Annotated in this window: 20 protein-coding genes; 4 read left to right on the top strand and 16 right to left on the bottom strand. The window is 61.2% G+C overall.

Annotated features, from left to right (window positions below; translation table 11 throughout):
- Positions 1 to 10: 10 nt before the first annotated feature.
- The 14 genes from KT71_RS08950 to ttcA form a co-directional block, all read right to left on the bottom strand.
- Positions 11 to 640 (bottom strand): transglycosylase SLT domain-containing protein, encoded by a 630-nt coding sequence (locus KT71_RS08950; protein WP_008295739.1) that lies wholly within the window; start codon positions 638 to 640, stop codon positions 11 to 13.
- Positions 637 to 2,661 (bottom strand): NAD-dependent DNA ligase LigA, encoded by a 2,025-nt coding sequence (gene ligA, locus KT71_RS08945; protein WP_008295740.1) that lies wholly within the window; start codon positions 2,659 to 2,661, stop codon positions 637 to 639. The genes KT71_RS08950 and ligA overlap by 4 nt, the downstream gene beginning before the upstream one ends.
- A gap of 8 nt (positions 2,662 to 2,669) precedes the next feature.
- Positions 2,670 to 3,689: a cell division protein ZipA gene (zipA, locus tag KT71_RS08940; RefSeq protein ID WP_238549465.1), complete on the bottom strand. Its 1,020-nt coding sequence runs from the start codon at positions 3,687 to 3,689 to the stop codon at positions 2,670 to 2,672.
- Between the two features lie 68 nt (positions 3,690 to 3,757).
- On the bottom strand, positions 3,758 to 7,258 hold the full coding sequence (smc, locus tag KT71_RS08935) for a chromosome segregation protein SMC (RefSeq protein ID WP_008295742.1): 3,501 nt from the start codon (positions 7,256 to 7,258) through the stop codon (positions 3,758 to 3,760).
- A gap of 141 nt (positions 7,259 to 7,399) precedes the next feature.
- A complete protein-coding gene (locus KT71_RS08930) occupies positions 7,400 to 8,593 on the bottom strand; it encodes a tetratricopeptide repeat protein (protein WP_008295743.1) in 1,194 nt (397 codons plus the stop codon).
- A complete protein-coding gene (locus tag KT71_RS08925; RefSeq protein ID WP_023659501.1) occupies positions 8,590 to 9,093 on the bottom strand; it encodes a cytochrome c-type biogenesis protein in 504 nt (167 codons plus the stop codon). The genes KT71_RS08930 and KT71_RS08925 overlap by 4 nt, the downstream gene beginning before the upstream one ends.
- 20 nt (positions 9,094 to 9,113) lie before the next feature.
- A complete protein-coding gene (locus KT71_RS08920) occupies positions 9,114 to 9,653 on the bottom strand; it encodes a DsbE family thiol:disulfide interchange protein (RefSeq protein ID WP_008295745.1) in 540 nt (179 codons plus the stop codon).
- The gene (locus KT71_RS08915) at positions 9,637 to 11,619 is read right to left on the bottom strand and encodes a heme lyase CcmF/NrfE family subunit (RefSeq protein ID WP_008295746.1); all 1,983 of its coding nucleotides are present in this window, start codon (positions 11,617 to 11,619) and stop codon (positions 9,637 to 9,639) included. Before KT71_RS08915 ends, KT71_RS08920 begins: the two co-directional genes overlap by 17 nt.
- A complete protein-coding gene (gene ccmE, locus KT71_RS08910) occupies positions 11,616 to 12,059 on the bottom strand; it encodes a cytochrome c maturation protein CcmE (protein WP_023659500.1) in 444 nt (147 codons plus the stop codon). The genes KT71_RS08915 and ccmE overlap by 4 nt, the downstream gene beginning before the upstream one ends.
- A gap of 4 nt (positions 12,060 to 12,063) precedes the next feature.
- Positions 12,064 to 12,282 carry a heme exporter protein CcmD gene (gene ccmD, locus KT71_RS08905; protein WP_008295748.1) on the bottom strand — a complete coding sequence of 73 codons (219 nt, stop codon included), beginning with the start codon at positions 12,280 to 12,282 and terminating at the stop codon, positions 12,064 to 12,066.
- A complete protein-coding gene (locus KT71_RS08900; protein WP_008295749.1) occupies positions 12,282 to 13,022 on the bottom strand; it encodes a heme ABC transporter permease in 741 nt (246 codons plus the stop codon). Before KT71_RS08900 ends, ccmD begins: the two co-directional genes overlap by 1 nt.
- 75 nt (positions 13,023 to 13,097) lie before the next feature.
- Positions 13,098 to 13,784: a heme exporter protein CcmB gene (ccmB, locus tag KT71_RS08895; RefSeq protein ID WP_008295750.1), complete on the bottom strand. Its 687-nt coding sequence runs from the start codon at positions 13,782 to 13,784 to the stop codon at positions 13,098 to 13,100.
- Positions 13,781 to 14,386 carry a cytochrome c biogenesis heme-transporting ATPase CcmA gene (gene ccmA / locus KT71_RS08890; RefSeq protein WP_008295751.1) on the bottom strand — a complete coding sequence of 202 codons (606 nt, stop codon included), beginning with the start codon at positions 14,384 to 14,386 and terminating at the stop codon, positions 13,781 to 13,783. Before ccmA ends, ccmB begins: the two co-directional genes overlap by 4 nt.
- 3 nt (positions 14,387 to 14,389) lie before the next feature.
- Positions 14,390 to 15,247 (bottom strand): tRNA 2-thiocytidine(32) synthetase TtcA, encoded by an 858-nt coding sequence (gene ttcA / locus KT71_RS08885; RefSeq protein ID WP_008295752.1) that lies wholly within the window; start codon positions 15,245 to 15,247, stop codon positions 14,390 to 14,392.
- Positions 15,248 to 15,402: 155 nt separating this feature from the next.
- Here ttcA and KT71_RS08880 point away from each other — a divergent pair, with 155 nt between their 5' ends.
- Positions 15,403 to 16,383, top strand: a complete 981-nt coding sequence (locus KT71_RS08880; protein ID WP_008295753.1) for a malate dehydrogenase — start codon at positions 15,403 to 15,405, stop codon at positions 16,381 to 16,383.
- Positions 16,384 to 16,402: 19 nt separating this feature from the next.
- The gene (locus tag KT71_RS08875) at positions 16,403 to 17,035 is read left to right on the top strand and encodes a TetR/AcrR family transcriptional regulator (RefSeq protein ID WP_008295754.1); all 633 of its coding nucleotides are present in this window, start codon (positions 16,403 to 16,405) and stop codon (positions 17,033 to 17,035) included.
- A gap of 61 nt (positions 17,036 to 17,096) precedes the next feature.
- On the opposite strand, the gene KT71_RS08870 is transcribed toward KT71_RS08875, so the two are convergent.
- Both KT71_RS08870 and KT71_RS08865 read right to left on the bottom strand, forming a co-directional pair.
- Positions 17,097 to 19,565: an ABC transporter permease gene (locus KT71_RS08870; RefSeq protein WP_023659498.1), complete on the bottom strand. Its 2,469-nt coding sequence runs from the start codon at positions 19,563 to 19,565 to the stop codon at positions 17,097 to 17,099.
- A gap of 1 nt (position 19,566) precedes the next feature.
- Positions 19,567 to 20,238, bottom strand: coding sequence for an ABC transporter ATP-binding protein (locus KT71_RS08865; RefSeq protein WP_008295757.1), 672 nt, complete (start codon positions 20,236 to 20,238; stop codon positions 19,567 to 19,569).
- 10 nt (positions 20,239 to 20,248) lie between these two features.
- Between KT71_RS08865 and KT71_RS08860 the strand changes: the two genes are divergently transcribed.
- Both KT71_RS08860 and KT71_RS08855 read left to right on the top strand, forming a co-directional pair.
- Complete coding sequence (locus KT71_RS08860; RefSeq protein ID WP_274518437.1) at positions 20,249 to 20,902, top strand: arylesterase; 654 nt, start codon at positions 20,249 to 20,251, stop codon at positions 20,900 to 20,902.
- A complete protein-coding gene (locus KT71_RS08855) occupies positions 20,899 to 21,738 on the top strand; it encodes an ion transporter (RefSeq protein ID WP_008295759.1) in 840 nt (279 codons plus the stop codon). Before KT71_RS08860 ends, KT71_RS08855 begins: the two co-directional genes overlap by 4 nt.
- Positions 21,739 to 21,802 lie beyond the last annotated feature (64 nt).

Genomic DNA, 21,802 nt, shown 5'->3' with positions numbered 1-21,802 from the left:
AACGTCACAATCAAAACCAGGGAAACCACCCTCTATCCTCCTCCAGACGCTCCCGACAAGCCCCGAGCTGCCGCTCGTAGCGTATAGATCGGTCTGACACTTTGCGGGCGACACCAAGGAGCCAGTCCTTGGAGCGATAGGTGCCGCGCTCATAACCCCCGTGACCCTCGTGGTAAGCAAGGTACAGCCGGTAAGCGTCGTTTTTCTGGATGCCGTTTCGGCGAAACGACTGATTGTTGTACCAGCCGACAAAATCAATGGCATCGCCAAAATCATCTCGGTCTGCACCGTAACGACCGGCGGAGCGCTTATAGCCCTCCCAGGTAGACGCCAGGGCCTGACTGTAGCCGTAAGAGTCCGAGGGACGGGGGCCGGGTATAAAGCCGAGGATCTTCTTCCGAGGCGGCTTGGCGTTGGCAACAAACCGCGACTCCTGATGGATGATGGCCATCATCACGGCGATGGTACTACCCCAGGCCTTTTCTGCGTCCCGCGCATCATCGTACCAGCCCCGCTTGTCATCAAAAATGTTGCAGATATTGTCAACATCCGCCGGTGGAGAGGTCGCGCAGGCACTGACGAGGAAAAGCAGCACCAGGGTCATGATGAGATACGACGATGCCCCGGCGGACGCTGTCATGGAGCCGCCGCCTCCAGGCGGGTCAGAAACTCCGCTTCGCTGATCACCTCAACCCCGAGGGATTCTGCTTTGCTCAGCTTGCTACCGGCTCCCGGTCCGGCGAGAAGCACCGTCGTCTTCCCCGACACGGATTTGGCAGTGCGAGCACCCAGAGCCCGCAACGCTGCCTCGGCCTCATCACGGGACTGGCTCTCAAGCTTGCCACTGACCACCCACACCTGGCCGTCGAGAGCGCCGCCGACCTCCGGGGCCACGGCAACGGCAGGCCAGGCAATCCCCGCCTCGAGGAGTCGCCGCAACACGCCCAGATTGGCATCCGCGCGAAAAAACCCGTGCACATGCTCGGCGACCACAGGACCGACGTCGGGCACCTCCAGCAAATCGTCGAGATCCGCGCCGCTGAGGGCTTCGAGCGTGCCAAAGTGATTGGCCAGGGCAAGGGCCGTGGCTTCTCCCACCTCGCGGACACCCAGAGCAAAAATGAAACGCGGGAGCGTGGTCTGTCGACTGGCATCAATCGCCGCTAACAGTTTGGCCGCGGACTTCTCACCCATGCGCTCCAGGGACAATAAAGCTCCCTGCTCAAGTTTGAAGAGGTCCGCTACATCCCGCACCAATCCCCGGTCCACGAGTTGCTCAACGATCTTTTCACCCAGGCCGTCGATATCCATAGCCCGTCGACTGGCGAAATGACGCACGGCCGCCTTCAACTGCGCCGCGCAAACCAGTCCACCGGTACAGCGCAGGGTAGCTTCGCCTGCCACGCGTTCCACAGGCGACTGGCATACGGGACAGCTGGGAGGTGCATCAATGGGCGCAGAAGACTCCTCTCGCCGCTCCGCGATCACCGACACCACCTGGGGAATCACGTCACCGGCACGCCGCACAACCACGCTGTCACCGTGGTGAAGGTTCAGGCGCGCAATTTCATCCATGTTATGCAGCGTGGCGTTGCTGACGGTAACGCCCCCGACAAATACCGGCTCCAGTCTTGCTACCGGTGTGATCGCGCCGGTCCGGCCCACCTGAAACTCAACACCGGTCACTTTCGTCACCGCCTCCTGAGCGGGAAATTTTCGCGCAATGGACCAACGGGGAGCCCGGGCGACAAAGCCCAGCTCACGCTGCGCCGCAAAGTCATTCACCTTGTACACGATGCCATCAATGTCAAAGCTCAGGGCATCCCGCTCGTCCCCCAGGCGATGGAAATAGTCGATACAGTCATCCAGACCCGACAGACGTTCGGCATAGCGACTGATGGGAACCCCCCAGCTCGCAAACAGCTGCAATACATCCCAGTGCGATCCCGGCCAGCCCTCTTCGGGATGCTGGCCCGATGCATAGGCGCAAAACTCCAGGGGCCGCCTCGCGGTGATTTTTGAATCCAGCTGGCGCAGGGACCCCGCCGCCGCGTTCCGCGGATTCACAAAGGGTTTTTCGCCATGGCGCCGGGCATGCTCATTAAACGCCTCGAAGCCTGCGCGAGGCATAAAGATCTCACCGCGGATCTCCACAAGCGCGGGGCAGCTCGCTCCCCGAAGCTTCAGGGGCACGGAGCGGATGGTGCGCACGTTGAGCGTGATGTCCTCCCCATAGGTGCCGTCGCCGCGGGTCGCGGCTCGCTCCAGAAGTCCCTCGCGATAAATAAGACTGACCGCAATGCCATCGAGCTTAGGCTCAGCAACCAACTCCGGAACGCTGTCTACGTCCAGGCGATCAACCACCCGTTTGAGAAACGCCGCCAACTCTTCATCACTGAAGGCATTGTCGAGAGACAACATGGGCATGGGGTGCTCGACGCTGGAAAACGCACTCAGGGGGGCAGCGCCCACTCGCTGCGTCGGCGAGGAAGCGTCCCGCAGCTCCGGATGCGCCTCTTCCAGGGTCTGCAGCTCCCGTAGGGCCCCGTCGTATTCCTGGTCCGGAACCGTCGGCGAATCGAGGATGTAGTACTCGTGATTCCAGCGTTCCAGCTGCTCCCGCAGGCTGTGGACGCGGTTCCTGATGTCATCCCCGGGCATGGTGATCCCTAGCCCCGTTGGGCAAGTAGCCGACGTTCGAGTTCGCGGATCTGCTGCCGGGAATGCTCGACGGCCTGCTGGGTGAGAACGCTGCGGGATTCATCGAGGAGCTCGCCCCCAAGGTTACGCGCCACTACCCGGGCGGTCTCGAGCATGTAATCGAAGGCCTGGATCATATCCTCCGGCCCGGGGAGCGTAATGAAAAATACCAGACCCCGGGTCTGCATGGCATCCATGTTGTCGATGTCGAACACGCCGGGCTGGAGCATATTGGCGACGCTGAACTGGATAGGGCCGCGCCCCGCCTGCTGCTCATGACGATGAAAGAAATTCATATCGCCAAAGCGCAGATCGCAGGCCAACAGGATCTCGAGAATGTCCTTGCCGGAAAAACCATCCGTGTCCCGCGACATCACGTGGAGGATAATCACCTCCGTCTCTATGTCGCCGCCTGCCCCGTCGGCTCCCGCAACGCTGGGCGTCTCCTCTTCCTCGGGAATATCGTTTAGCCAGTCCAGATTGCTGGGTTCGTCATTATCGGCGCGCATGCCGTCCAGGGATACCTCGGCATTATCGCCGCGCCCGGAGGCTGCGGAGGCCGATCCTGCCTCATCCGCATTTGCGGGTTTCCTGCCGCCGACGGGCTCTTTGTTCTGCGCAGCCGGCACGGTCCTTTGCGCTGTGCTTTTTGGGGTAACAACAGCGTCTTCGCTCTCACCCCCACTCGCTTCACCCTTTCCACTCTCTTCACTCTCGTCTTCATTACGACGAGGGTTGTCGCTGGAAGGGCCGAGGCCGTCGCTGCCCAGGAGGTCTTCGCGGCTCACGATGCGCGCGCCGCCATTTGGCAGCTCGCGAAAAATGGCAAGGTCGTCCACGGGAGGTGCATCCGCGGGCTCCGGCGCGAGTTTCATCCGCACACGCTCCCGCTGCTGGCTTCGCATTCTTCGCCAGGCATCAATCATGACAGCGAGAATCAGGAGACTTCCAACGAGCACCATTCCGTCGCGCAGGGTTACTTCAGGCACGGTTTTGTTCACTCCTCCCCAGATACATTCCATGAACCACGCTAGCGTGCTTCCCCCGTTCCTGCATCCTAGCTTGCCGCCAACTCAGCGGCCTCTTCCACATCCACCGTCACCAGCCGCGAGACGCCGGGCTCGTGCATGGTGACCCCCATCAACTGATCTGCCATTTCCATGGTGATCTTGTTGTGGGTAATAAAGATGAACTGCACCTTGTCAGACATCTCCTTGACCATGCGCGCGTAGCGACCCACGTTGGCATCATCCAGGGGCGCATCCACCTCATCGAGCATGCAGAACGGTGCAGGATTCAGCTGAAAAATGGAAAACACCAGAGCAATAGCCGTGAGGGCCTTTTCACCACCCGACAGCAGGTGGATGGTGCTGTTTTTCTTGCCCGGCGGCTGCGCCAGAATAGACACGCCGGTATCCAGAAGATCGTCACCGGTCATCTCAAGACTTGCGGCACCGCCCCCAAACACCCGGGGGAACAGCTCCTGCAACCCACTGTTGACCTGGTCAAAGGTATCTTTGAAGCGATTGCGTGTTTCCTTGTCAATCTTGCGGATCGCTGCCTCGAGGGTATCCAGGGCCGACTCCAGGTCTTCATTCTGCGCGTCAAGATAACGCTTGCGCTCAGATTGTTGCTGATACTCATCCACGGCCGCGAGGTTGATCGGCCCCAGCCGGGCAATGCGGTTGGCGTAGCGCTCCAGCTCCCCTTGCCAGGCGGCCATGTCCACCTCGTCCGGCAGAGCCTCCAGGAGCTCCTCAAAGTTGCCTCCCAGCTCCTCGAGCTGGCCGAGCATGGTGTTTTGCTGGTGCTCAAGGCCCTGCACGGCAAAACGCCGCGATTCCAACTTCTCCCGAAGCCCCGCTGCGCGCTGCTCTATCTGCATGCGCTCCTGCTCCGCTTCCCGCAGCGTATGTTCTATGTCCGCAAGCGCCTGACGGGCAGTGGTCAGTCGCGTTTCGGACTCCAGGCGCAGGGCCAACTGCTCTTCCAGAGTCTTTTTCAGATCATCCAGGGGCTCGTCATTTTCGAGGCGGGCGCTACTCAGCGCCTCGAGACGCTCACTCAAGCGCTCGACCTGCTCTTTACTTCTTACCAGGGCACTACGGATGGTCTCGCTTTGTGTGACCAGAGACTGATGGCGCAGTGCCGCCTGATGGGAGGCATCACGACTCTGTTGCGCATCCCTGCGGACCTGCTCCAGAGCGCTGCGAAGACCTTCCCGGGCCGTCAGACGGGCCTCCCGGTCGGCGGTGTTCCCATCCATTGCCTCAATGGCGGATGACAGCTTGTTCCGCGCCTCAACCATCGCTCCCTGTTCCTGCTCGAACTGTGTGCGAAGCTCCGTTGCCTCGTGCTCCAGCCGCTCCCGTCGGGCGAGCACCTGCTCCTGTTTGGCTTCTTCTGCCCGCACGCGGGACAGCACATCAGAGCGCTTTGCCGCACCGGCGTCAACTTCTGCACGCGTGGCCTTGAGTTGCTGTTCCGCCGACGCGAGATGCTCATCGCTCTCACTCAGGGATGCCTTGGCTCGGGACTCTGCCTCCGCGAGCTGTTCTATCTCCTCCCGGAGAGCATCCAACTCCTGCTGCCTCGCGATGAGGCCTGATTCACTTTCTCCGCCCTGAAGCGTGCGCACCCAGTTGCGACCGTACCAGCGCCCATCAGGCGTGATGAGGGATTCGCCCGGAGCCAGAGACTGACGTCCGGCCAGCGCTTCCTCGCTGGTCTTGGCGCAACGCACCGCAGCCAGCAGAGAACGCGCCCTGCTGTCACCCTGGAGCTTGGTGGCCAGAGAATTCGCCGGAGCGGCAGTTTCGGGAAATGCCTCGAAAAGCGTCAGATCGCCACTGCCCAGGGCGCCCAGGGCGCCATCGAGGGAGGGAATGCTGTCGACACACACACCCTGGAGGGCACTGCCCAGCACGACCTCCACCGCGCGCTGCCAGCGCTCGTCCACCTGCAGGTCATCCAGCAATCGGGGATTATCCGAGAGACCCCGCTCCTGGAGCCAGTCCCCCACTTTGCCGCCCTCGGCGCGCTCCTTTGCGGCCTGTTGCAGGGCCTCGAGGGAAGCTTCTCGTCCGCGTTGAATCTGCAGCTTTGAACGCAGGGTATTGAGCTCTTCCTGACGCTCGCGACGCTGGTTGCGAAGTCCCGTGACATCGCTCTCCAAATCCTGAAGCCTGGTCGTCAGCTCTTCGATGGCCTCGTTGGCGACCTCAAGATCACTGCGCAAACTCTCCAGAGTTTCCACCGCGGCATCATCGTTATGGGATTCACGCTCCTGATCCAGCTGCCCCAGACGCTTCTGAAGCCGCGCCAGGGAATGTTCAAGATGCTGTAAACGGGACTGCTGCACCTCCGCCTCCTGACGGGGCACGGCTGCCTTCTGGTTGAACTCATCCCAGTCGCTTTGCCAGGACTGCATATTGGCCTCGGCTTCAGCCAGTGCTGCTGCGGCGGCGGCAGCGGTGCTGCGCTGGGTTTCCAGGGCGGGACCCAGCGTTGCCAGCTCCTCCTCCCAGCCCGCCAGTCGGTCGCCATCCTCTTCCAGGTGTTCTTTGGCCTGCTGCAAACCGAGTTCCGTGCTGCGCAGATCGTCATTGATCTGCTCGGCCTTTTCACCCTGGTAACGTATCTCTTGCTCTATACGACTCACTTCTGCGCCGATTGCATAAAAGCGACCCTGGACCTCTACCAGGGCGTCATTGCGTTCGCTGTGCGTAAGCCGATGCTGCTCCAGCGCCGTATCGACCCGCTGCTGGTTGGCATACTCCGCCTCCAGGCGAACCTGGTGTTCACCCACTTCGTGAGCCGCCGCTTTGTGCTGCGCCTGCAAATCCCGCAGCTGGGCGGCCATGAGCCGCTGCTTCAGGGCACGCTCCTCGGCCCGGAGGTTTTTGTATTTTTCTGCCGCCTGGGACTGGCGCTGGAGATGCTGAAGCTGGCGCTCTAACTCGTCCCGCAGATCTGTCAGACGCTCAAGGTTTTCGAGGGTACGGCGCATACGCGACTCGGTTTCCCGTCGGCGCTCTTTATATTTGGAGATCCCCGCCGCTTCTTCGATAAAAACGCGAAGCTCTTCCGGCTTGGATTCGATGAGGCGGGAGATCATGCCCTGCTCGATGATGGCGTAGCTGCGCGGCCCGAGGCCCGTGCCCAGAAAAATATCCGTGATATCCCGCCGGCGGCACTTGGTGCCGTTGAGAAAATATTCCGACTGCCCGTCACGCGTCACCTGGCGGCGGATGCCTATCTCCGCGTAGCTCGCGTATTCGCCACCCACGCCACCGTCGCTGTTATCGAACACCAGTTCAATGGAAGCCTGCCCTACGGGCTGCCGGTTGCCCGAGCCGTTGAAGATGACATCCGCCATGGACTCGCCGCGGAGGTTTTTGGCGGAGCTCTCTCCCATAACCCAGCGTACGGCGTCAATGATGTTGGATTTACCGCAGCCATTGGGGCCTACGACGGCGCTCATATTGCTGGGAAAGTGCACAGCAGTGGGATCCACAAAGGACTTGAAGCCTGCCAGCTTTATCGACTTTAAACGCATCTAGCTTTAAGTATCCTTCGTAAATGCATGTTTTGCATGACGTTTTTTTATTATTTTTGAATGATATTCAGATTTTGGCCACTAGATATAGTGTATCCGCTTTAGGGGAATAACACTATGCCCGATGAATGAAAGGCCCGATCAGCCCTGTCCCGCAGCCTCCCACTGGATCTCTACCGCCACCTCATCACCCCCTGCGGTGACGGGCTGCCCCACACCGGTGAATGCCGCGTTGGCAGCGCCGGGCTGGCCATTGACTGAAATCTGCGCGGACACCACGACCTCACCGGCCTCACTGAGTAACTGCCCCGCCATGGAGTCCCCGTCACTCAGGCGCAACCGCGTCGGCAACTGCCCGGCCTGAAAACGGCGCACCGCGATAGGCATACCGCCCTGGGCGCCCGCCGGTCTTGCGAACACGAACACAATGGCCTGGGGGTCAAGAGGCTGCTCCCCCGGCAGGTCCAACGCCACGGAGATACCCGGCCCATTGTCTTCTGCGCCCTGAGAAGCTCCAGGTTCTTCGGGCGCTATTCCACCCCGCTCCCGGGCAACGGCAATGGCCTGGGCGAGCATTTCATAGCCGGGAGAGGCTGCGGCCTCCTGGGCCTGGAGGCGGCTCCAGTAATTAATAGCCGCGCCGTAAGCGCCCTCCTCAAAGGAGGCCATACCCAGGAGCCCCAGGGCCGTGCGCTGCTCGGGATCCACAGCGAGGGCCCGCTCCGCGAGGAGTTGGGCTTGCGTATCTAACTGTCGATCTGCCGCCAAAAACCGCGCCTGCGCGGCCATGGCGAGGGCCTGGGGGTCCTCGGGGGCCTTCTCAGCGAGGAGACCAAAGGCCTCCCGTGCGGGGGCATAGTCTTCGCCGGCCATGTACAGCTGACCCAAAAGCCCAAGGTATTGAAGATTGTCTTCCCGGGCCCGGCTACGCGCGGCGATGCGCGACAGGAGCGCTTCCCTGGTTGCATCACTGTCTTCGGGCGTCAGCTCGCTAAGGGCTTCATAGATAAGAACGTCTTCCAGGGAACCCGTCTGCTGGTAGATCAGCCCCGCAGCCAAAACCACCGCCAGAAGCAGGACAAGCCCCAAACGACGATCCCCTCTTCCGGGGGCCGGCGGATAACCCTCCGTCGTTGCGGCGTCCTCCAGTAATCGCAGCCGGGCGTCGTCGAGGAGCCTATGATCCTCTCCCTGGAGCTCCGCTTCCCGCTGCGCATACCAGCCGAGATTAGGATCACTGGCATCGGCCGCTCTCGGGGTCGAGTTTCTTCGGGACAGCAAAAAGGCTGCGGCAACAATGCAGAGAATCCCCGCGCCGAGGTAAAAGCCGGTCATTGCCCTGCATCCTTATCGGCGCCTGCGTCATCGGCGCCTGCGTCGCTCATCATCCGGGCCAGGCGCTGGCGCTCCTCGGCTGTGAGGGCGTCCCCGTCGTCAGTCACCGGATTGCGACCGCGGCGTAGGAGCAACAGCAAGAGAAGAAAACCCGCCCCGAGCATGAGGGCAGGCGCCAGCCACAGCCATAGGGCGGCACCGCTGGCAGCGGGACTGTAGCGTACGAATTCACCGTAGCGAGCCACCATGTCCTTGAGAATCTCTTCATCGCTGGCACCGGCCTCCAGTTGCGCGTAAACCAAGGCGCGCAGATCCTGGGAAATCGGCGCATTGGAGTCTGCGATATTCTGGTTCTGGCATTTGGGACAGCGAAGCTCCTGACTCAAAGCGCGGTAGCGTGCCTCCAGCCGGGGACTGGAAAACTCGTAGGTTTCTATCACCGCAAAGGCCGGTGTTGTGCAAAACACAGCCATTAGTACCGCGACAGCCGCGAACCGCATGGAAAAATCTCTGGAAAACATCAGGTACCGGTATCTGTGGTGAGCTCGTCGTAGATCGCTTTCAGGCGGCCGTTCCATACGCGCTCATCGATAACACCGACGTGGCGATAGCGAATGACGCCGTCCGCATCAACAAAGTAGGTTTCCGGTGCACCGTAGACGCCGAGATCCAGACCGAGGGTTCCCCGGGCATCCACAATGCTGGCGCGATAGGGATCCCCCAGCTGGCTCAGCCAGTCCCTTGCCGCAGCGGAGTCGTCTTTATAGTTCACGCCGTAGATAAGCACACCGTCGTCCGCCAGGCGCTGGAGGTAAGGATGCTCTACGCGGCAGGAAATGCACCAGGTTGCCCAGACGTTGAGAAGCAGCGGCTCGCCTAACAAGTCCTTGTCACTCAGAGTCTGCTCATCGCTCAAGGCCGGGAGAGCGAACGCCGGAAGGGGCTTGTCAATCAGCGCCGACGGCAGGGCCTGAGGGTCCAGGGACAGGCCCCGAAACAACAGCACCGCGAGGAGAACAAACAGCCCCAGGGGTACAAACAGTTTAAGCCTTGGCGACATTCGCAACCCCCGGAGACAGCGCCGACCGGGTCACCTGCCGGCGGTAGCGACGATCGGTCACGGTGAGCAGCCCACCCGCGCCCATGAATATCGCCCCGATCCACATCCAGCGAACCATGGGTTTATAGTGCAGTCGGATAGCCCAGGCACCACCGTCTCCTACGGGCTCACCCATGGCAACATACAGGTCCCGAAACAGACCACCATCGATGGCCGCTTCGGTCATTACGGACCCCGAAGCGAGATACCGGCGCTTCTCTGCCAGCAGCGTCGTCACCCGTCGCTCGCCACGATACACCTCAAAACGCGCACCGTCGGCCAGATAGTTTGCCCCGCGCAGGCGCACGGTTTCTTTAAACTCAAAGCGGTAACCCGCCAGCGTCTCCGTGTCACCCGGCGCCATCCTCAGGTCCCGCTCTATGTTGTACTGGGATGTGGCAACCACACCGATAATAGCCATGGCGAAACCACAGTGCGCCATCACCATGCCCCAGTAGCTGGGTGACTGGCGGCGAAACCCGCGAAGAAGACTCGGACTGTTTCGCGAGCGCTCGCGAAAATCCTGCACCAGACCTGCGAGTAACCAGCCGGCCATCACCAGGGCAAGGGCCACCCAAAGGTTGTATCCCTGATCACTGATGAGGGGGAGACCGAGGCCGACGCCCAACACCACCGCGGCGGGTAGCAGCATACGGCTGCGCCAGCGATACACGCTGTCATCACGCCACTTGGAGATGGGGCCGATGCCCATAAACGGCACAAGGCAGGCCATGAGCGGTACGAACACGGCATTGAAATAGGGAGCGCCTACGGAATACTTACCCTGCCCCAGGGCGTCCATCAACAGCGGGAACAAAGTGCCAAAGAGTACCGTTAACGTTGCTACCAGAAACACGACGTTATTGACGAGCAGCAGGGACTCCCGAGACACGGTGCCAAAGCCTATGCGGCTGCGGACCGAGGGCGCGCGCATGGCGTACAGCGTCAGGGAGCCGCCCACCACGATTCCCAGGAACACCAGAATGAAGAGACCCCGCTCGGGGTCTGCAGCGAAGGCATGGACCGAGGTGAGCACGCCGGAGCGCACCAGGAAGGTCCCCAGAAGGCTCAGGGAAAACGCAAAGATCGCCAGCAACACGGTCCAGCTCTTAAAAAGACCCCGCTTTTCCGTCGCCGCCAGGGAGTGAATCAACGCAGTGCCCGCGAGCCATGGCATGAAGGACGCATTTTCTACCGGGTCCCAGAACCACCAACCGCCCCAGCCCAACTCGTAGTAGGCCCACCAGCTGCCAAGCATGATGCCCAGACTGAGAAATGCCCAGGCAACGTTCGTCCACGGCCGCGACCAGCGGGCCCAGGCAGCGTCGAGGCGCCCACCCATGAGTGCCGCCACAGCAAAGGCAAAGGCCACGCTGAAACCCACATAGCCCATGTAGAGGAGCGGCGGATGAATAATCAGGCCGGGATCCTGAAGTAGCGGATTGAGGTCATTACCATCGGCGGGAACGCCGGGCAAAAGACGCTCAAAGGGATTCGACGTAAACAGTGAAAAGGAAGTAAAGCCCACACCGATAAAGCCCATCACAGCCAGCACGCGGGCGAGCATCACCGTCGGCAGACCGCGGCTGAAAGTCGCCACCGCTGCCAGCCAGAACGACAGAATCAGCACCCAGAGGAGCAGAGAGCCCTCATGGTTACCCCACACAGCGGAAAACTTATAAATAGGTGGCAGCAGGCTGTTGCTGTTGGATGCGACGACCTTGACGGAAAAGTCATCCTGTAAAAAAGCGATGGCAAGGCAGGCAAAGCTGATGAGGCAGAACACCGTCACGGCGCTGGCGAGTGTAGGCGCCAGGCGCATGGCGGCATAGTTGCCCCGCCAGCTACCCCACAGCGGCACCACGGTCAGGGCTACGGACATCAATAGCGCGAGGACCAGCGCAAAGTGTCCCAACTCGGGAATCATTGGCTGACTCCGGCCGTGGCGCTGTTTTTCAGGGCCTCCGCGACTTCCGGTGGCATGTAATTCTCATCGTGCTTTGCCAGCACCTCTTCGGCGTTCAGAACGCCGTCAGCGTTAAGACGTCCCGAGGCCACCACACCCTCACCTTCGGCAAACAGGTCAGGAAGAATGCCCTCATAAACCACAGTGACCGTAGCCTGATAGTCCGTCACGGCGAAGCGCGTCTCCAGGGTACTGTCGGAGCGTTGGACACTCCCTTCCACCACCATGCCGCCGACGCGGATCGGGGTATCAACGGGCGCTTTACCCGCAGCGACCTCCACAGGGGGGTAAAACAGATTGATGTTTCCCCGCAGGGCATAGGCGGCAAGGCCAACGGCTGCCGACGAAAAAAGCACGATACTCAAAACCACCCAAAGGCGTTGCTTACGGACGGGATGCATTAGTTCAGGATAACTCCACGGCTGGACGGGACTTGGATTCTTGGGTCGGGTTCTGCTGCTGACGCCGGTATTCGCCCCGAAGCTCCCGAAGCAGTCGACGGCGGCGAATCAGCGGCGACACCACGAGCACGGCAATCACTGCCAGGGTCAGACCATAGGCCGCCCAGACAAAGGGGCCGTGCCCGTCCATCGTCAGCGCCGCAGACACACTCTCGAAATACATCAGACAGCGCTCCCGACCAAACGTTGCACCCAGCCCGTTCGACGTTCCCGGCGCAGAATTTCCACGCGCATGTTGGCAAGGAGTGCACAGGTGAACAGCAGATAAAACGATACTATGCACAGCAGCAGCGGATACAGCATGCTGGGATCAATGGTGCTTTCGCCCGTAAACTTGATGGAGGCCGGCTGGTGCAGGCTGTACCACCAATCCACGGACTTGTAGATGATGGGTATATTGACGGTGCCCACCAGGGACAGAATCGCGCAGGCCCGAGCCGCAGCCGCCTTGTTGTCGTAGGCCTCGTAAAGCGCCATGACACCCAGATAGAGAAACAGCAGAATGAGCATGGAGGTAATCCTCGCGTCCCACACCCACCAGGCTCCCCAGGTAGGCTTACCCCAGATGGCCCCGGTCACCAGGGCCACAAAGGTCAGGGCTGCACCCACCGGTGCCGCCGCCAGCATCGCAACGTCGGCCATTTTCATCTTCCAGATCAGGCTGATCGCACCGGCAATGGCCATCACGTAATAGCCGGCGAGCGCCACGACGGCCGCAGGCACGTGGATATAAATGATGCGATAGCTGTTGCCCTGACGGAAATCAGGTGCCGTATACAGCAGTCCCCAGACCACCCCGACACCCAGGGCCAGGAGTGCTATCGGCAAAAGCCAGCGAAGGATGGTACCGGCGATAGCGTATAACCACGGCGGCGAACCCAACTTATGAAAAAACGTCCACATCAGCGAATTATACTCGGGGGATAAAGAGGGAACAAAGTCAGAAAGCGGCCCGACGGCGATTTGTCCCGGTCCCCGTCAGGCATCTGCCGAGATCCGCAGCGCCGCCGCAATGGCCGCGGGCCCCAAAGCGAGGGCGAGGGAAAACATAGCGCCAAGAAGCGCCAGATAGGGCAGGAAAGGCAGGCCTTCGACGGCGGCACGCACCGCGCCGGCACCGAAGATCAGCACCGGCATGTAAAACGGCGTTACGAGGAACGCCACGAGCATCCCCCCCCGTCGCAATCCCACGGTCAGCGCCGCACCGATGGCGCCGAGCACACTCATCACGCCGGAACCCAGAGCGAGGGAAGCAACAAGCACCCCCACACCCGCGGAGGGCAGGCCCAGCATCAGGGCAAAGAGCGGTGAAAGCAGCGCGAGCAACAAGCCGCTGATCAACCACTGCACCAGGAGATGCGGCATCACCAGAAAATACAGTGGCTGCTCTGCGATGAGCAGCTGATCCAGAGAGCCGTCGTCGTAATCTCCCTGAAACAGCGTCTCAGCGCCGAGCATATTCGACAGCAGCGCCACGATCCAGAGAATGCCTCCGGCAAAAACTGACAGGGTGTCCGGGGCGGGGCCGAGACCAAGAGGAAAGAGCACAACGACGATGGCAAAAAACAAAACGGGGTTTAGAAGCTGCACAGGCCTGCGCAGGGCCAGGGTGAGCTGCCGGCGCAACAAGGCGCCGTAAACGCTCCGCGAGCTTGCCCCGCTCATGGCGTCCCGCCGCCGGATATCTCCAGCACCCGCGCCTTCACCTCAGCATCAAGCGCCTGGTGGGAACTCAGCAGCACTGCCCCGCCCCTAGAGGCATGTTCGAGAAAACGCTGCTGGAGGCGAGCGACACCGGCAACATCAATAGCCGTAAAAGGCTCATCGAGGAGCCAGAGAGGCTTGTCGCTGAGATAGAGCCGGGCCAGATCAACGCGGCGTTGCTGTCCCGCCGACAGCTGGGCTGCCGGCACATCCTCGTAACCATAGAGCCCCACCTCGGTCAGAGCTTCGTCAATCACGGTGTCGTCAGGGAAGGCCTCTCCTGAAGGATGCCAGCGAAGGTTTTCCCGGGGGGACAGCAGCCCCTTTACCGCACTGTGATGCCCGAGATATAGACAGGCCGTCTCGCGGCTCACATGACCCTCAAATCCATAGCGCGACAAACCCGCGAGAATTCGGAGCAATGTCGTCTTCCCTGCCCCGTTCTCCCCGCGCAGATGCACGATATCCCCCGCCGAAAGGCTGAAAGACAAGCCCGAAAACAGATCGCGGCCTCCCCGCTCTATCCCCAGGTCCACCGCTTCCAGAAGCACCCCCGCGCTCATGCGCTAGAGGTTCACCGCGGTAATGCGTGACAGGGCCGTCGCCGTGTCCGACGGTGCTTGTGGCTCGCCTGCATTGAGGCTCCCAAAGTCGAAGAGGTCTCGATCCGCCAGCTGGGACGGCGACACATTACCGATGGCCTTGAAGATGGTTTCCGTGCGACCGGGGTATTGCCGCTCCCAGTCCACCAACATCTTTTTGATCGCCTGGCGCTGGAGATTATCCTGGGAGCCACAGAGATTGCAGGGGATGATAGGAAACTGCATCTCCTCGGCGTAGCGGGCAAGATCCGCTTCCTTACAGTAAGCCATGGGACGAATGACGACGTTTTTCCCATCATCGGACAGCAGCTTGGGGGGCATGGCTTTGAGGGTCCCGCCAAAGAACATATTGAGAAACAGGGTTTCGACGATATCGTCCCGGTGATGCCCCAGGGCAATCCGGCTGGCTCCGATGCTCTCCGCAAAGCCATACAGGGTACCCCGCCGCAAACGGGAACAGAGCCCACAGGTTGTCTTGCCTTCGGGTATCACAGACTTCACGACGCTGTAGGTATCTTTTTCGAGGATGTGGTACTCGATGTTCTGTTTATCGAGGTACGCAGGGAGTATTTCCGGTGGGTAGCCCGGTTGTTTCTGATCCATATGCACTGCAATGAGTTCAAAGCTCACGGGCGCGCTGCGCTGGAGGTTTTGCAGGATATCCAGCATGGCATAGGAGTCTTTACCTCCAGAGAGGCAGACCATAATGCGCTCACCATCGCGGATCATGTCGTAATCAACCACGGCCTGGCCCACCTGGCGCCGAAGACGCTTATGCAGTTTATTGAACTCGGTTCTGGAACGTCGTGGATCGCGGCTCATCGCGATAAAAACCCGTGGGAAAACACGCGCGCATGGTACTCGGCCGGCGTTGGCAAGGTCCAGCGGTGCGTCAGCGCACAACTTGTCTTTTTGGGGCTGAATGTTGACAATGCGCGGCGTATTTTCACCCCCCTTCCCGACACCAGAGGTTTGTCATGAAAGCACCTGTTCGCGTCACAGTAACCGGCGCCGCCGGCCAGATCGGCTACGCACTTCTTTTCCGTATCGCCTCGGGCGCCATGTTGGGCGACGATCAGCCGGTGATCCTGCATCTCCTGGACATCACCCCGGCGATGGATGCCCTCGAAGGTGTGCGCATGGAACTTGATGACTGCGCTTTCCCGCTCCTCGCGGGCATTGTTTGCACCGATGATCCCAATGTCGGCTTCAAAGACGCTGACTACGCCCTCCTTGTTGGCGCTCGCCCCCGGGGTCCGGGTATGGAACGCAAGGATCTCCTGGAAGCCAATGCGGCTATCTTCTCTGTCCAGGGCAAAGCCATCAACGATCACGCCAGTCGCGATATCCGCGTTTTGGTTGTGGGCAACCCCGCTAACACCAACGCCCTGATCACCCAGCGCAACGCGCCGGACATTGATCCCCGCAACTTCACGGCAATGATGCGTCTCGACCATAACCGCGCCAAAACCCAGATTGCCCAGAAACTCGACGCGCCCGTGACAGCGGTCAGCACCATGACAGTCTGGGGCAATCACTCGGCCACGCAGTATCCCGACCTGCACCACAGCACAGTAAACGGCAAGGTGGCGGTAGATGCCGTTGAGCAGCAGTGGTACGAGGACGAATTCATCCCCACGGTACAGCAGCGCGGCGCAGCTATTATCAAAGCTCGAGGCGCTTCCTCGGCAGCCTCGGCCGCTAACGCCGCGATTGATCACATGCGCGACTGGGCGCTGGGTACTCCAGAGGGTGACTGGGTTTCCATGGGCGTTTATTCCGATGGCTCCTACGGCATCGCCGAGGGCCTGATTTACTCCTTCCCCTGTCGCTGCAGCGGAGGCGATTGGAGCATCGTGCAGGGTCTGGAAATCAATGACTTCAGCCGTGGACGGATGCAGGCGACGGAGCAGGAGCTCACGGAAGAACGCGATGCCGTGGCAGACCTTCTGCCCTGATCGATAGCATCGGTCTTTCATGACTCAGGCAGCCAGTCAGCGCGCCTATCACCACGGTAATCTGCGGGCCGAATTGCTCGCAGAGGCCGCCGAGCAGCTTCGCCACACGCCCGCAGAGCAGCTGAGTCTGCGCGCCGTGGCACGCTCTCTGGGGGTCTCCCAAACCGCTCCCTATCGGCACTTCAGTGGTAAGGAGGCGCTCCTCGCCGCCATCGCCACCCGTGGGTACCGGGAGCTCCTGGCTTTGTTGGGAGCGGCCCGGGATGCCGGGAGTGAGAGCGCCGCAAAGCAGCTTCGCCTCGTCGCGCGGGCCTATGTGGACTTCGCTGCCAGCCAGGAACAGATCTTCAAACTCATGTTTGGCCCCCTGGTGCAGCCCAGTGATGACTATCCGGAGCTACGGGCCGTCAGTCGTGAAACACTGCTCCTCGTCCAATCGATTCTGCAGTTCGGCATGGAAAACGGCGAGTTTGAAAAACAGGACGCGCTGTATCTGGCCAACGCATCCTGGGCAGGCATCCATGGCGTCGCAACGCTGCGCGTGGACACCCCGAGCCTGTTCAGTAAGCACGTCGATCTGCTCCGACAAATCGATGTCTCCGTCAACGCCTTTATCAATGGCATTCGGCGGAGAGACCACGAGACTCCCTAGCCTGGCGAGGCTCTATAAACCTTCCAAACTCCACCACGCTGTTTATCCTTAACCCCAGACGTCAGGCGTCCCGCAATACCTCTGCAGGTGCAACGGAGACAACCCGCCGACAGTTCCAAAGCCCGAGACCGCCAATGAGAACCGCCGCGGCCAGGAGCGTGGGCAGCCACAGCCCGGGGGTCGGCGTGTAAGGCAGTTCCAGTACGAAACGTTGCAAGGCCCAGAATGCGCCCTCGGCCGCCACAATGGCCAGCACGCCCGCCATGACTCCCAGGGTAATGAACTCGATAGCGACGCTGCCCAGGATATGCGAGCGCCCCGCCCCGAGAGCTCGCAGCAAGGCGCTTTCGCGCAGGCGCGAATCCGCGGTCGCCTGAACCCCGGCGATGAGCACCAGTACTCCCGCTAGAAGCACTAACGACAGCACCAGCTCAATGGCCGTGGACACCTGCGCGAGCGTGCTGCGAAGTTGGGCCATGATCGCGTCAATTTCCAGGACCGTTGCCGTGGGGTGCTGACGCAGCAATTCATTTAACAGGGATTTTTGCTCCGGCGGCAGGTAAAAGCTGGTCATATAGGTCACGGGGTAATCCTCAAGAAGCCCCGGGGGAAACACCATAAAAAAGTTCGGCTTGAAGGATTCCCAATCCAGGGTACGGAGGCTGGTGACGGTCACTGCTAACTCCGCCGCCCCGATGCGAAAGCTAAGCGTGTCGCCTACGCTCATACCGTAGCGCTGGGCAAACTCCGCCTCTACGGACACCGCAGCGGTTTCTCCCGGCTCCCACCAGCGTCCCTCGACGATCTCGTTACCGTCAGGCAGCGCCGCAGACCAGGTGAGATTCGCCTCCCGCTGGGACGGGCCGTCCTCTTCTTCAGGTTCCATAGGGAGGGGCTCGCCCGCGATCCCCATGAGGCGTCCCCGGAGCATGGGATAGAGTTTCTCCCGCTTCACTTCGCGGTCATCAAGGAGCGTGCTTACGGATCCCAGCTCTTCCGGTGCAAGATTGAGCAAAAAATGATTGGGAGCGCCCTCGGGCACTTGCTGCTGCCAGCCCTCAAGGAGCGAGGTCCGCAGCAGGCCCAAAAGCAAGAGCAGCATAATCGCGACGGCGAAAACCACCAGCTGCAGGGCGTTACCCAGGCCATGACGCTGGAGACTGGCCAGGGCCAGACGCCAGACACTACCCGCCTGCATACCCAGCGCCCGACCGCCCCGCAACAGCGAAAGCGCCACGAGCCCACCGATCACAATTACCGCCAGCAATCCTCCGAGAACGATGAGCGTGAGCTGAAGATCGGCGCTGTACCACCACATGAGCAACAAGACTGCTGCCAGCCCCAGGAGGTAATCGCCGGGCTCCCGGCTGTGGTGGAGGGGCATATCACTGCGCAAGACCCGCAAGGGACTGATCGCCGTAAGCCTGCCCAGAGACGGCCAGGCAAACACAATGACACACACGAGGGCCGTGACCGCTCCGATGAAATAGGGTCGCGGCTGGAACAGGGAAGGCACGACCGTAAGCTGTTCGGCGAAGGACTGAAGCGCGATAACCTGAAGAATCCAGGCGAGGAACCATCCCAGGACCAGGGCTATCAGCCAGGTCAGCGCCAGGGTCGCCGCATAGAGACTTTTGACACGTCGGGAATCTGCTCCGAGGCTTTTTAGCAGCGCCACGTAGTTCTGGTGCCGCTCGGCATAGCGTCGGGCGGCGAGACCCACCGCGACGCTGGCAAGAATGACAGCCAGACTCCCCGCCAGGAGCAAAAACCGCTCCGCGCGGGCCAGGGCTCGACCCACGGCAGGTTGAGAGGTTTCCACGTTTTGCAGACGCTGCCCTGGAGCCACGGCAGCCTCCAGCCATTGGCCAAAAGCCTCCGCGGCATCTGCCTCTCCCGCAAAGAGCTGTCGATAGCTCACGCGGCTTCCGGGCTGCACGACCTGGGTAGCGGGAATATCCGAGGTGTTGAGCATCACCCGGGGACCTACCCCTAAAAACCCACCGGCCCGGTCCGGCTCACCGCGAATCGCTGCGGCGACACGGAAGTCCGCTTCGCCGATACCCACAGTGTCGCCGATATCCAGGTCCAGGAGGGCGAATAACCGGGGCTCGATCCAGACCGAGCCCGGTGGTGGTGCGCCCCGGTGCTCCCGAAGCTCGCCAAAGGGCGTATCGCTAAGCTTGAGTGCGCCGCGCAGGGGATACTCGTCACTCACTGCTTTTACCGAGGCGAGTACCACCCCCTCCTCGCCAGCGAAGACCATGGACCGGAAGCTCAGGGTCTGTGCCGATTCCATGCCCCGGTCAGCGGCCTCCTCGAGCCAGGCAGCAGGCAGGGGCCGGGCATCCCGGACCACGAGGTCCGCCGCCAGAAAGCTGTGGCTTTCCTGACGCAGTGCCGCCTTGAGCGCTGAGGCGAAGCCACTGATCCCGGACACCATGGTGACTGCGAGCACGAGAGCACCCAGCAATACGCCCAACTCACCACCCCGCCAGTCTCGGACGAGCATACGTAAGAGCAGGGTCATATCAGGCGGTCTCTACTTCGTTGAGCTCGCCGCTATCCATCTGCAGCTGCCGGGCACAGCGCTTGGCCAACTGCAGGTCATGGGTGACCAGCACCAGGGTCGTGCCCTCCTCCCGGTTCAGTCCAAAGAGGAGGTCGGTGATCCGCTCCCCCGTTGCCCTGTCAAGGTTGCCCGTGGGCTCATCGGCAAAGAGGATACGCGGGGAGCCGGCAAAGGCCCGGGCGATGGCCACGCGCTGCTGCTCACCACCGGACAGCTGCCGGGGGTAATGATCGCGCCGATCGGCGAGTCCCACGCGCTCCAGATAATCGGCGGCCCGTTCTCCCGCCTGACCATCCCCCTGAAGCTCCAGGGGGAGCATGACGTTTTCCAAAGCGGTGAGGGCCGGGAGCAGCTGAAAGGACTGGAACACGAAACCGACGTCGCGCCCCCGCAGCGCTGCCCGACCGTCCTCGCTCAGCCCCTTAAGATCCGTGCCATCAATGCGCACGCAGCCATCAGTCGCAATATCGAGGCCCGCCAGCAATCCCAGGAGCGTTGATTTGCCCGAGCCCGAAGCGCCAATGATCGCCACGCTCTCTCCCGACTTGATTTCAAGGTTAATCCCTTTCAGTATCGCAAGCTCCCCGTCCGCCATGGGTACCCGCTTGCCGAGATTTTCTGCAGTAATCATTAGTGCTCCTTTGTTGCACGCTTTACGTGTGGGTCTGCTCCTTGGATTGGCGCTGCTGCTAACGGGTCAGCTCGCCAGGGCAGAAAGCACTGCAGGGGAGCGCCCCCGCATTCTCGTGGTCGGCGATAGTATCAGTGCCGCCTACGGAATGTCCCTGGAACAGGGATGGGCTGCCCTTCTGGAGCGACGGCTGCAAACGCGCTGGCCCGGCGCGCAGGTCATCAATGCGAGTATCAGCGGCGACACCTCAGCGGGGGGCGCCCGACGCCTCCCAAAGCTTCTGGCGGAACACTCGCCGGACCTGGTGGTCATTGAACTGGGGGGCAATGACGGCCTGCGCGGCTACCCCACGTCTAAACTCGAGGCGAACCTGAGCTTTATGGCCGAGGCCGCATCGACCGCGGGTGCCGAGGTACTGATTCTGCCCATGGAGATCCCGCCCAACTACGGCCCCCGCTACACCCGCTCTTTTAGAGAAAGTTTTGAGCGGGCCGCGACAGACACGGGCGCCACCCTCGGGCCTTTTCTTCTGGATGGCATCGCCACAGAAGAGCAACTGATGCAGCAGGACGGCATTCATCCGACGGTGGAAGCTCAGCCGATGATCACCGACATCGTGCAGCCCGTCATCGAGGCGCTCCTCGCGCTCCGCGAAGCCTCATGACCCAGCGGGAACAGTCGGCGCTCCAGGCCCGCCTCTACAAAGTTATTTTTGGCACGGACACGCCCTCGGGAAAGTGGTTCGACCTGATACTGATTTTCACCATCCTCATCAGCGTCAGCGTCAGCGTCATCATTATAGATTCCTTTGCCGATATTCATCGGGAATACGGTGACTTGCTCCAGCGCATCGAGTGGGGATTTACCCTGCTGTTCACCGCCGAGTACTTCCTGCGCATCTGGATCGCGCGAAACCGTCGGGCCTACCTGTTCAGCGTCTACGGGATCATCGACCTTCTCGCGATCCTGCCCAGCTATCTTGCGATCATCATTCCCCAGACCGCGCCCCTGCTCATCATCCGGCTCCTGCGCGTGCTCCGGGTTTTTCGCGTTCTGCGGCTGGTGGGCTACCTTCACGAGGCCAATCAGATCGCCGGGGTCATGCGTAATTCCTGGCGACAGATTTTCGTTTTTTTCTCCATTGTCATCACCATCATTGTGGTCTTCGGCTGTCTGATCTACGTGCTGGAAGGCCCCAATAACGGCTTCGATAACATCCCCGTGAGCGTCTACTGGGCCATCGTGACGGTGACCACCGTGGGCTACGGCGATGTGGTGCCGGTCACCGCAGCGGGACGGGCGATTTCATCCCTGGCCATGCTGGTGGGCTACGCGATCATCGCCGTGCCCACGGGCATCTTCACGGCAAACATCATCGAGAAACGCCACAGCCATCGCACTCCCCTCAACTGCCCCCAATGTTCCCGGGCGGGCCACGAAGATGATGCCCGCTACTGCCGCCATTGTGGCAGTTCCCTGCGCACGGACAGCGAAGACTAGACTCGGCGGGGGCGCGAGTGCAGCAGGTAGGACGCACGATGGCGACGGGCAGTGTCCTTTACGC

Source organism: Congregibacter litoralis KT71 (assembly GCF_000153125.2).
In the GTDB taxonomy this organism is placed as follows: Bacteria; Pseudomonadota; Gammaproteobacteria; order Pseudomonadales; family Halieaceae; genus Congregibacter; species Congregibacter litoralis.
This window is presented reverse-complemented; position numbering and strand designations above follow the sequence as displayed.

Bases quoted from the DNA above. Each gene is read 5' to 3' on its own strand.
- ligA (WP_008295740.1), bottom strand. From the start codon at position 2,661: ATGCCCGGGGATGACATCAGGAACCGCGTCCACAGCCTGCGGGAGCAG.
- ccmD (WP_008295748.1), bottom strand. From the start codon at position 12,282: ATGTATTTCGAGAGTGTGTCTGCGGCGCTGACGATGGACGGGCACGGC.
- KT71_RS08950 (WP_008295739.1), bottom strand. From the start codon at position 640: ATGACAGCGTCCGCCGGGGCATCGTCGTATCTCATCATGACCCTGGTG.
- KT71_RS08915 (WP_008295746.1), bottom strand. From the start codon at position 11,619: ATGATTCCCGAGTTGGGACACTTTGCGCTGGTCCTCGCGCTATTGATG.
- KT71_RS08900 (WP_008295749.1), bottom strand. From the start codon at position 13,022: ATGTGGACGTTTTTTCATAAGTTGGGTTCGCCGCCGTGGTTATACGCT.
- ttcA (WP_008295752.1), bottom strand. From the start codon at position 15,247: ATGAGCCGCGATCCACGACGTTCCAGAACCGAGTTCAATAAACTGCAT.
- KT71_RS08925 (WP_023659501.1), bottom strand. From the start codon at position 9,093: ATGCGGTTCGCGGCTGTCGCGGTACTAATGGCTGTGTTTTGCACAACA.
- KT71_RS08880 (WP_008295753.1), top strand. From the start codon at position 15,403: ATGAAAGCACCTGTTCGCGTCACAGTAACCGGCGCCGCCGGCCAGATC.
- KT71_RS08920 (WP_008295745.1), bottom strand. From the start codon at position 9,653: ATGTCGCCAAGGCTTAAACTGTTTGTACCCCTGGGGCTGTTTGTTCTC.
- ccmB (WP_008295750.1), bottom strand. From the start codon at position 13,784: ATGAGCGGGGCAAGCTCGCGGAGCGTTTACGGCGCCTTGTTGCGCCGG.
- KT71_RS08875 (WP_008295754.1), top strand. From the start codon at position 16,403: ATGACTCAGGCAGCCAGTCAGCGCGCCTATCACCACGGTAATCTGCGG.
- KT71_RS08855 (WP_008295759.1), top strand. From the start codon at position 20,899: ATGACCCAGCGGGAACAGTCGGCGCTCCAGGCCCGCCTCTACAAAGTT.
- KT71_RS08930 (WP_008295743.1), bottom strand. From the start codon at position 8,593: ATGACCGGCTTTTACCTCGGCGCGGGGATTCTCTGCATTGTTGCCGCA.
- KT71_RS08865 (WP_008295757.1), bottom strand. From the start codon at position 20,238: ATGATTACTGCAGAAAATCTCGGCAAGCGGGTACCCATGGCGGACGGG.
- ccmE (WP_023659500.1), bottom strand. From the start codon at position 12,059: ATGCATCCCGTCCGTAAGCAACGCCTTTGGGTGGTTTTGAGTATCGTG.
- ccmA (WP_008295751.1), bottom strand. From the start codon at position 14,386: ATGAGCGCGGGGGTGCTTCTGGAAGCGGTGGACCTGGGGATAGAGCGG.
- KT71_RS08870 (WP_023659498.1), bottom strand. From the start codon at position 19,565: ATGACCCTGCTCTTACGTATGCTCGTCCGAGACTGGCGGGGTGGTGAG.
- smc (WP_008295742.1), bottom strand. From the start codon at position 7,258: ATGCGTTTAAAGTCGATAAAGCTGGCAGGCTTCAAGTCCTTTGTGGAT.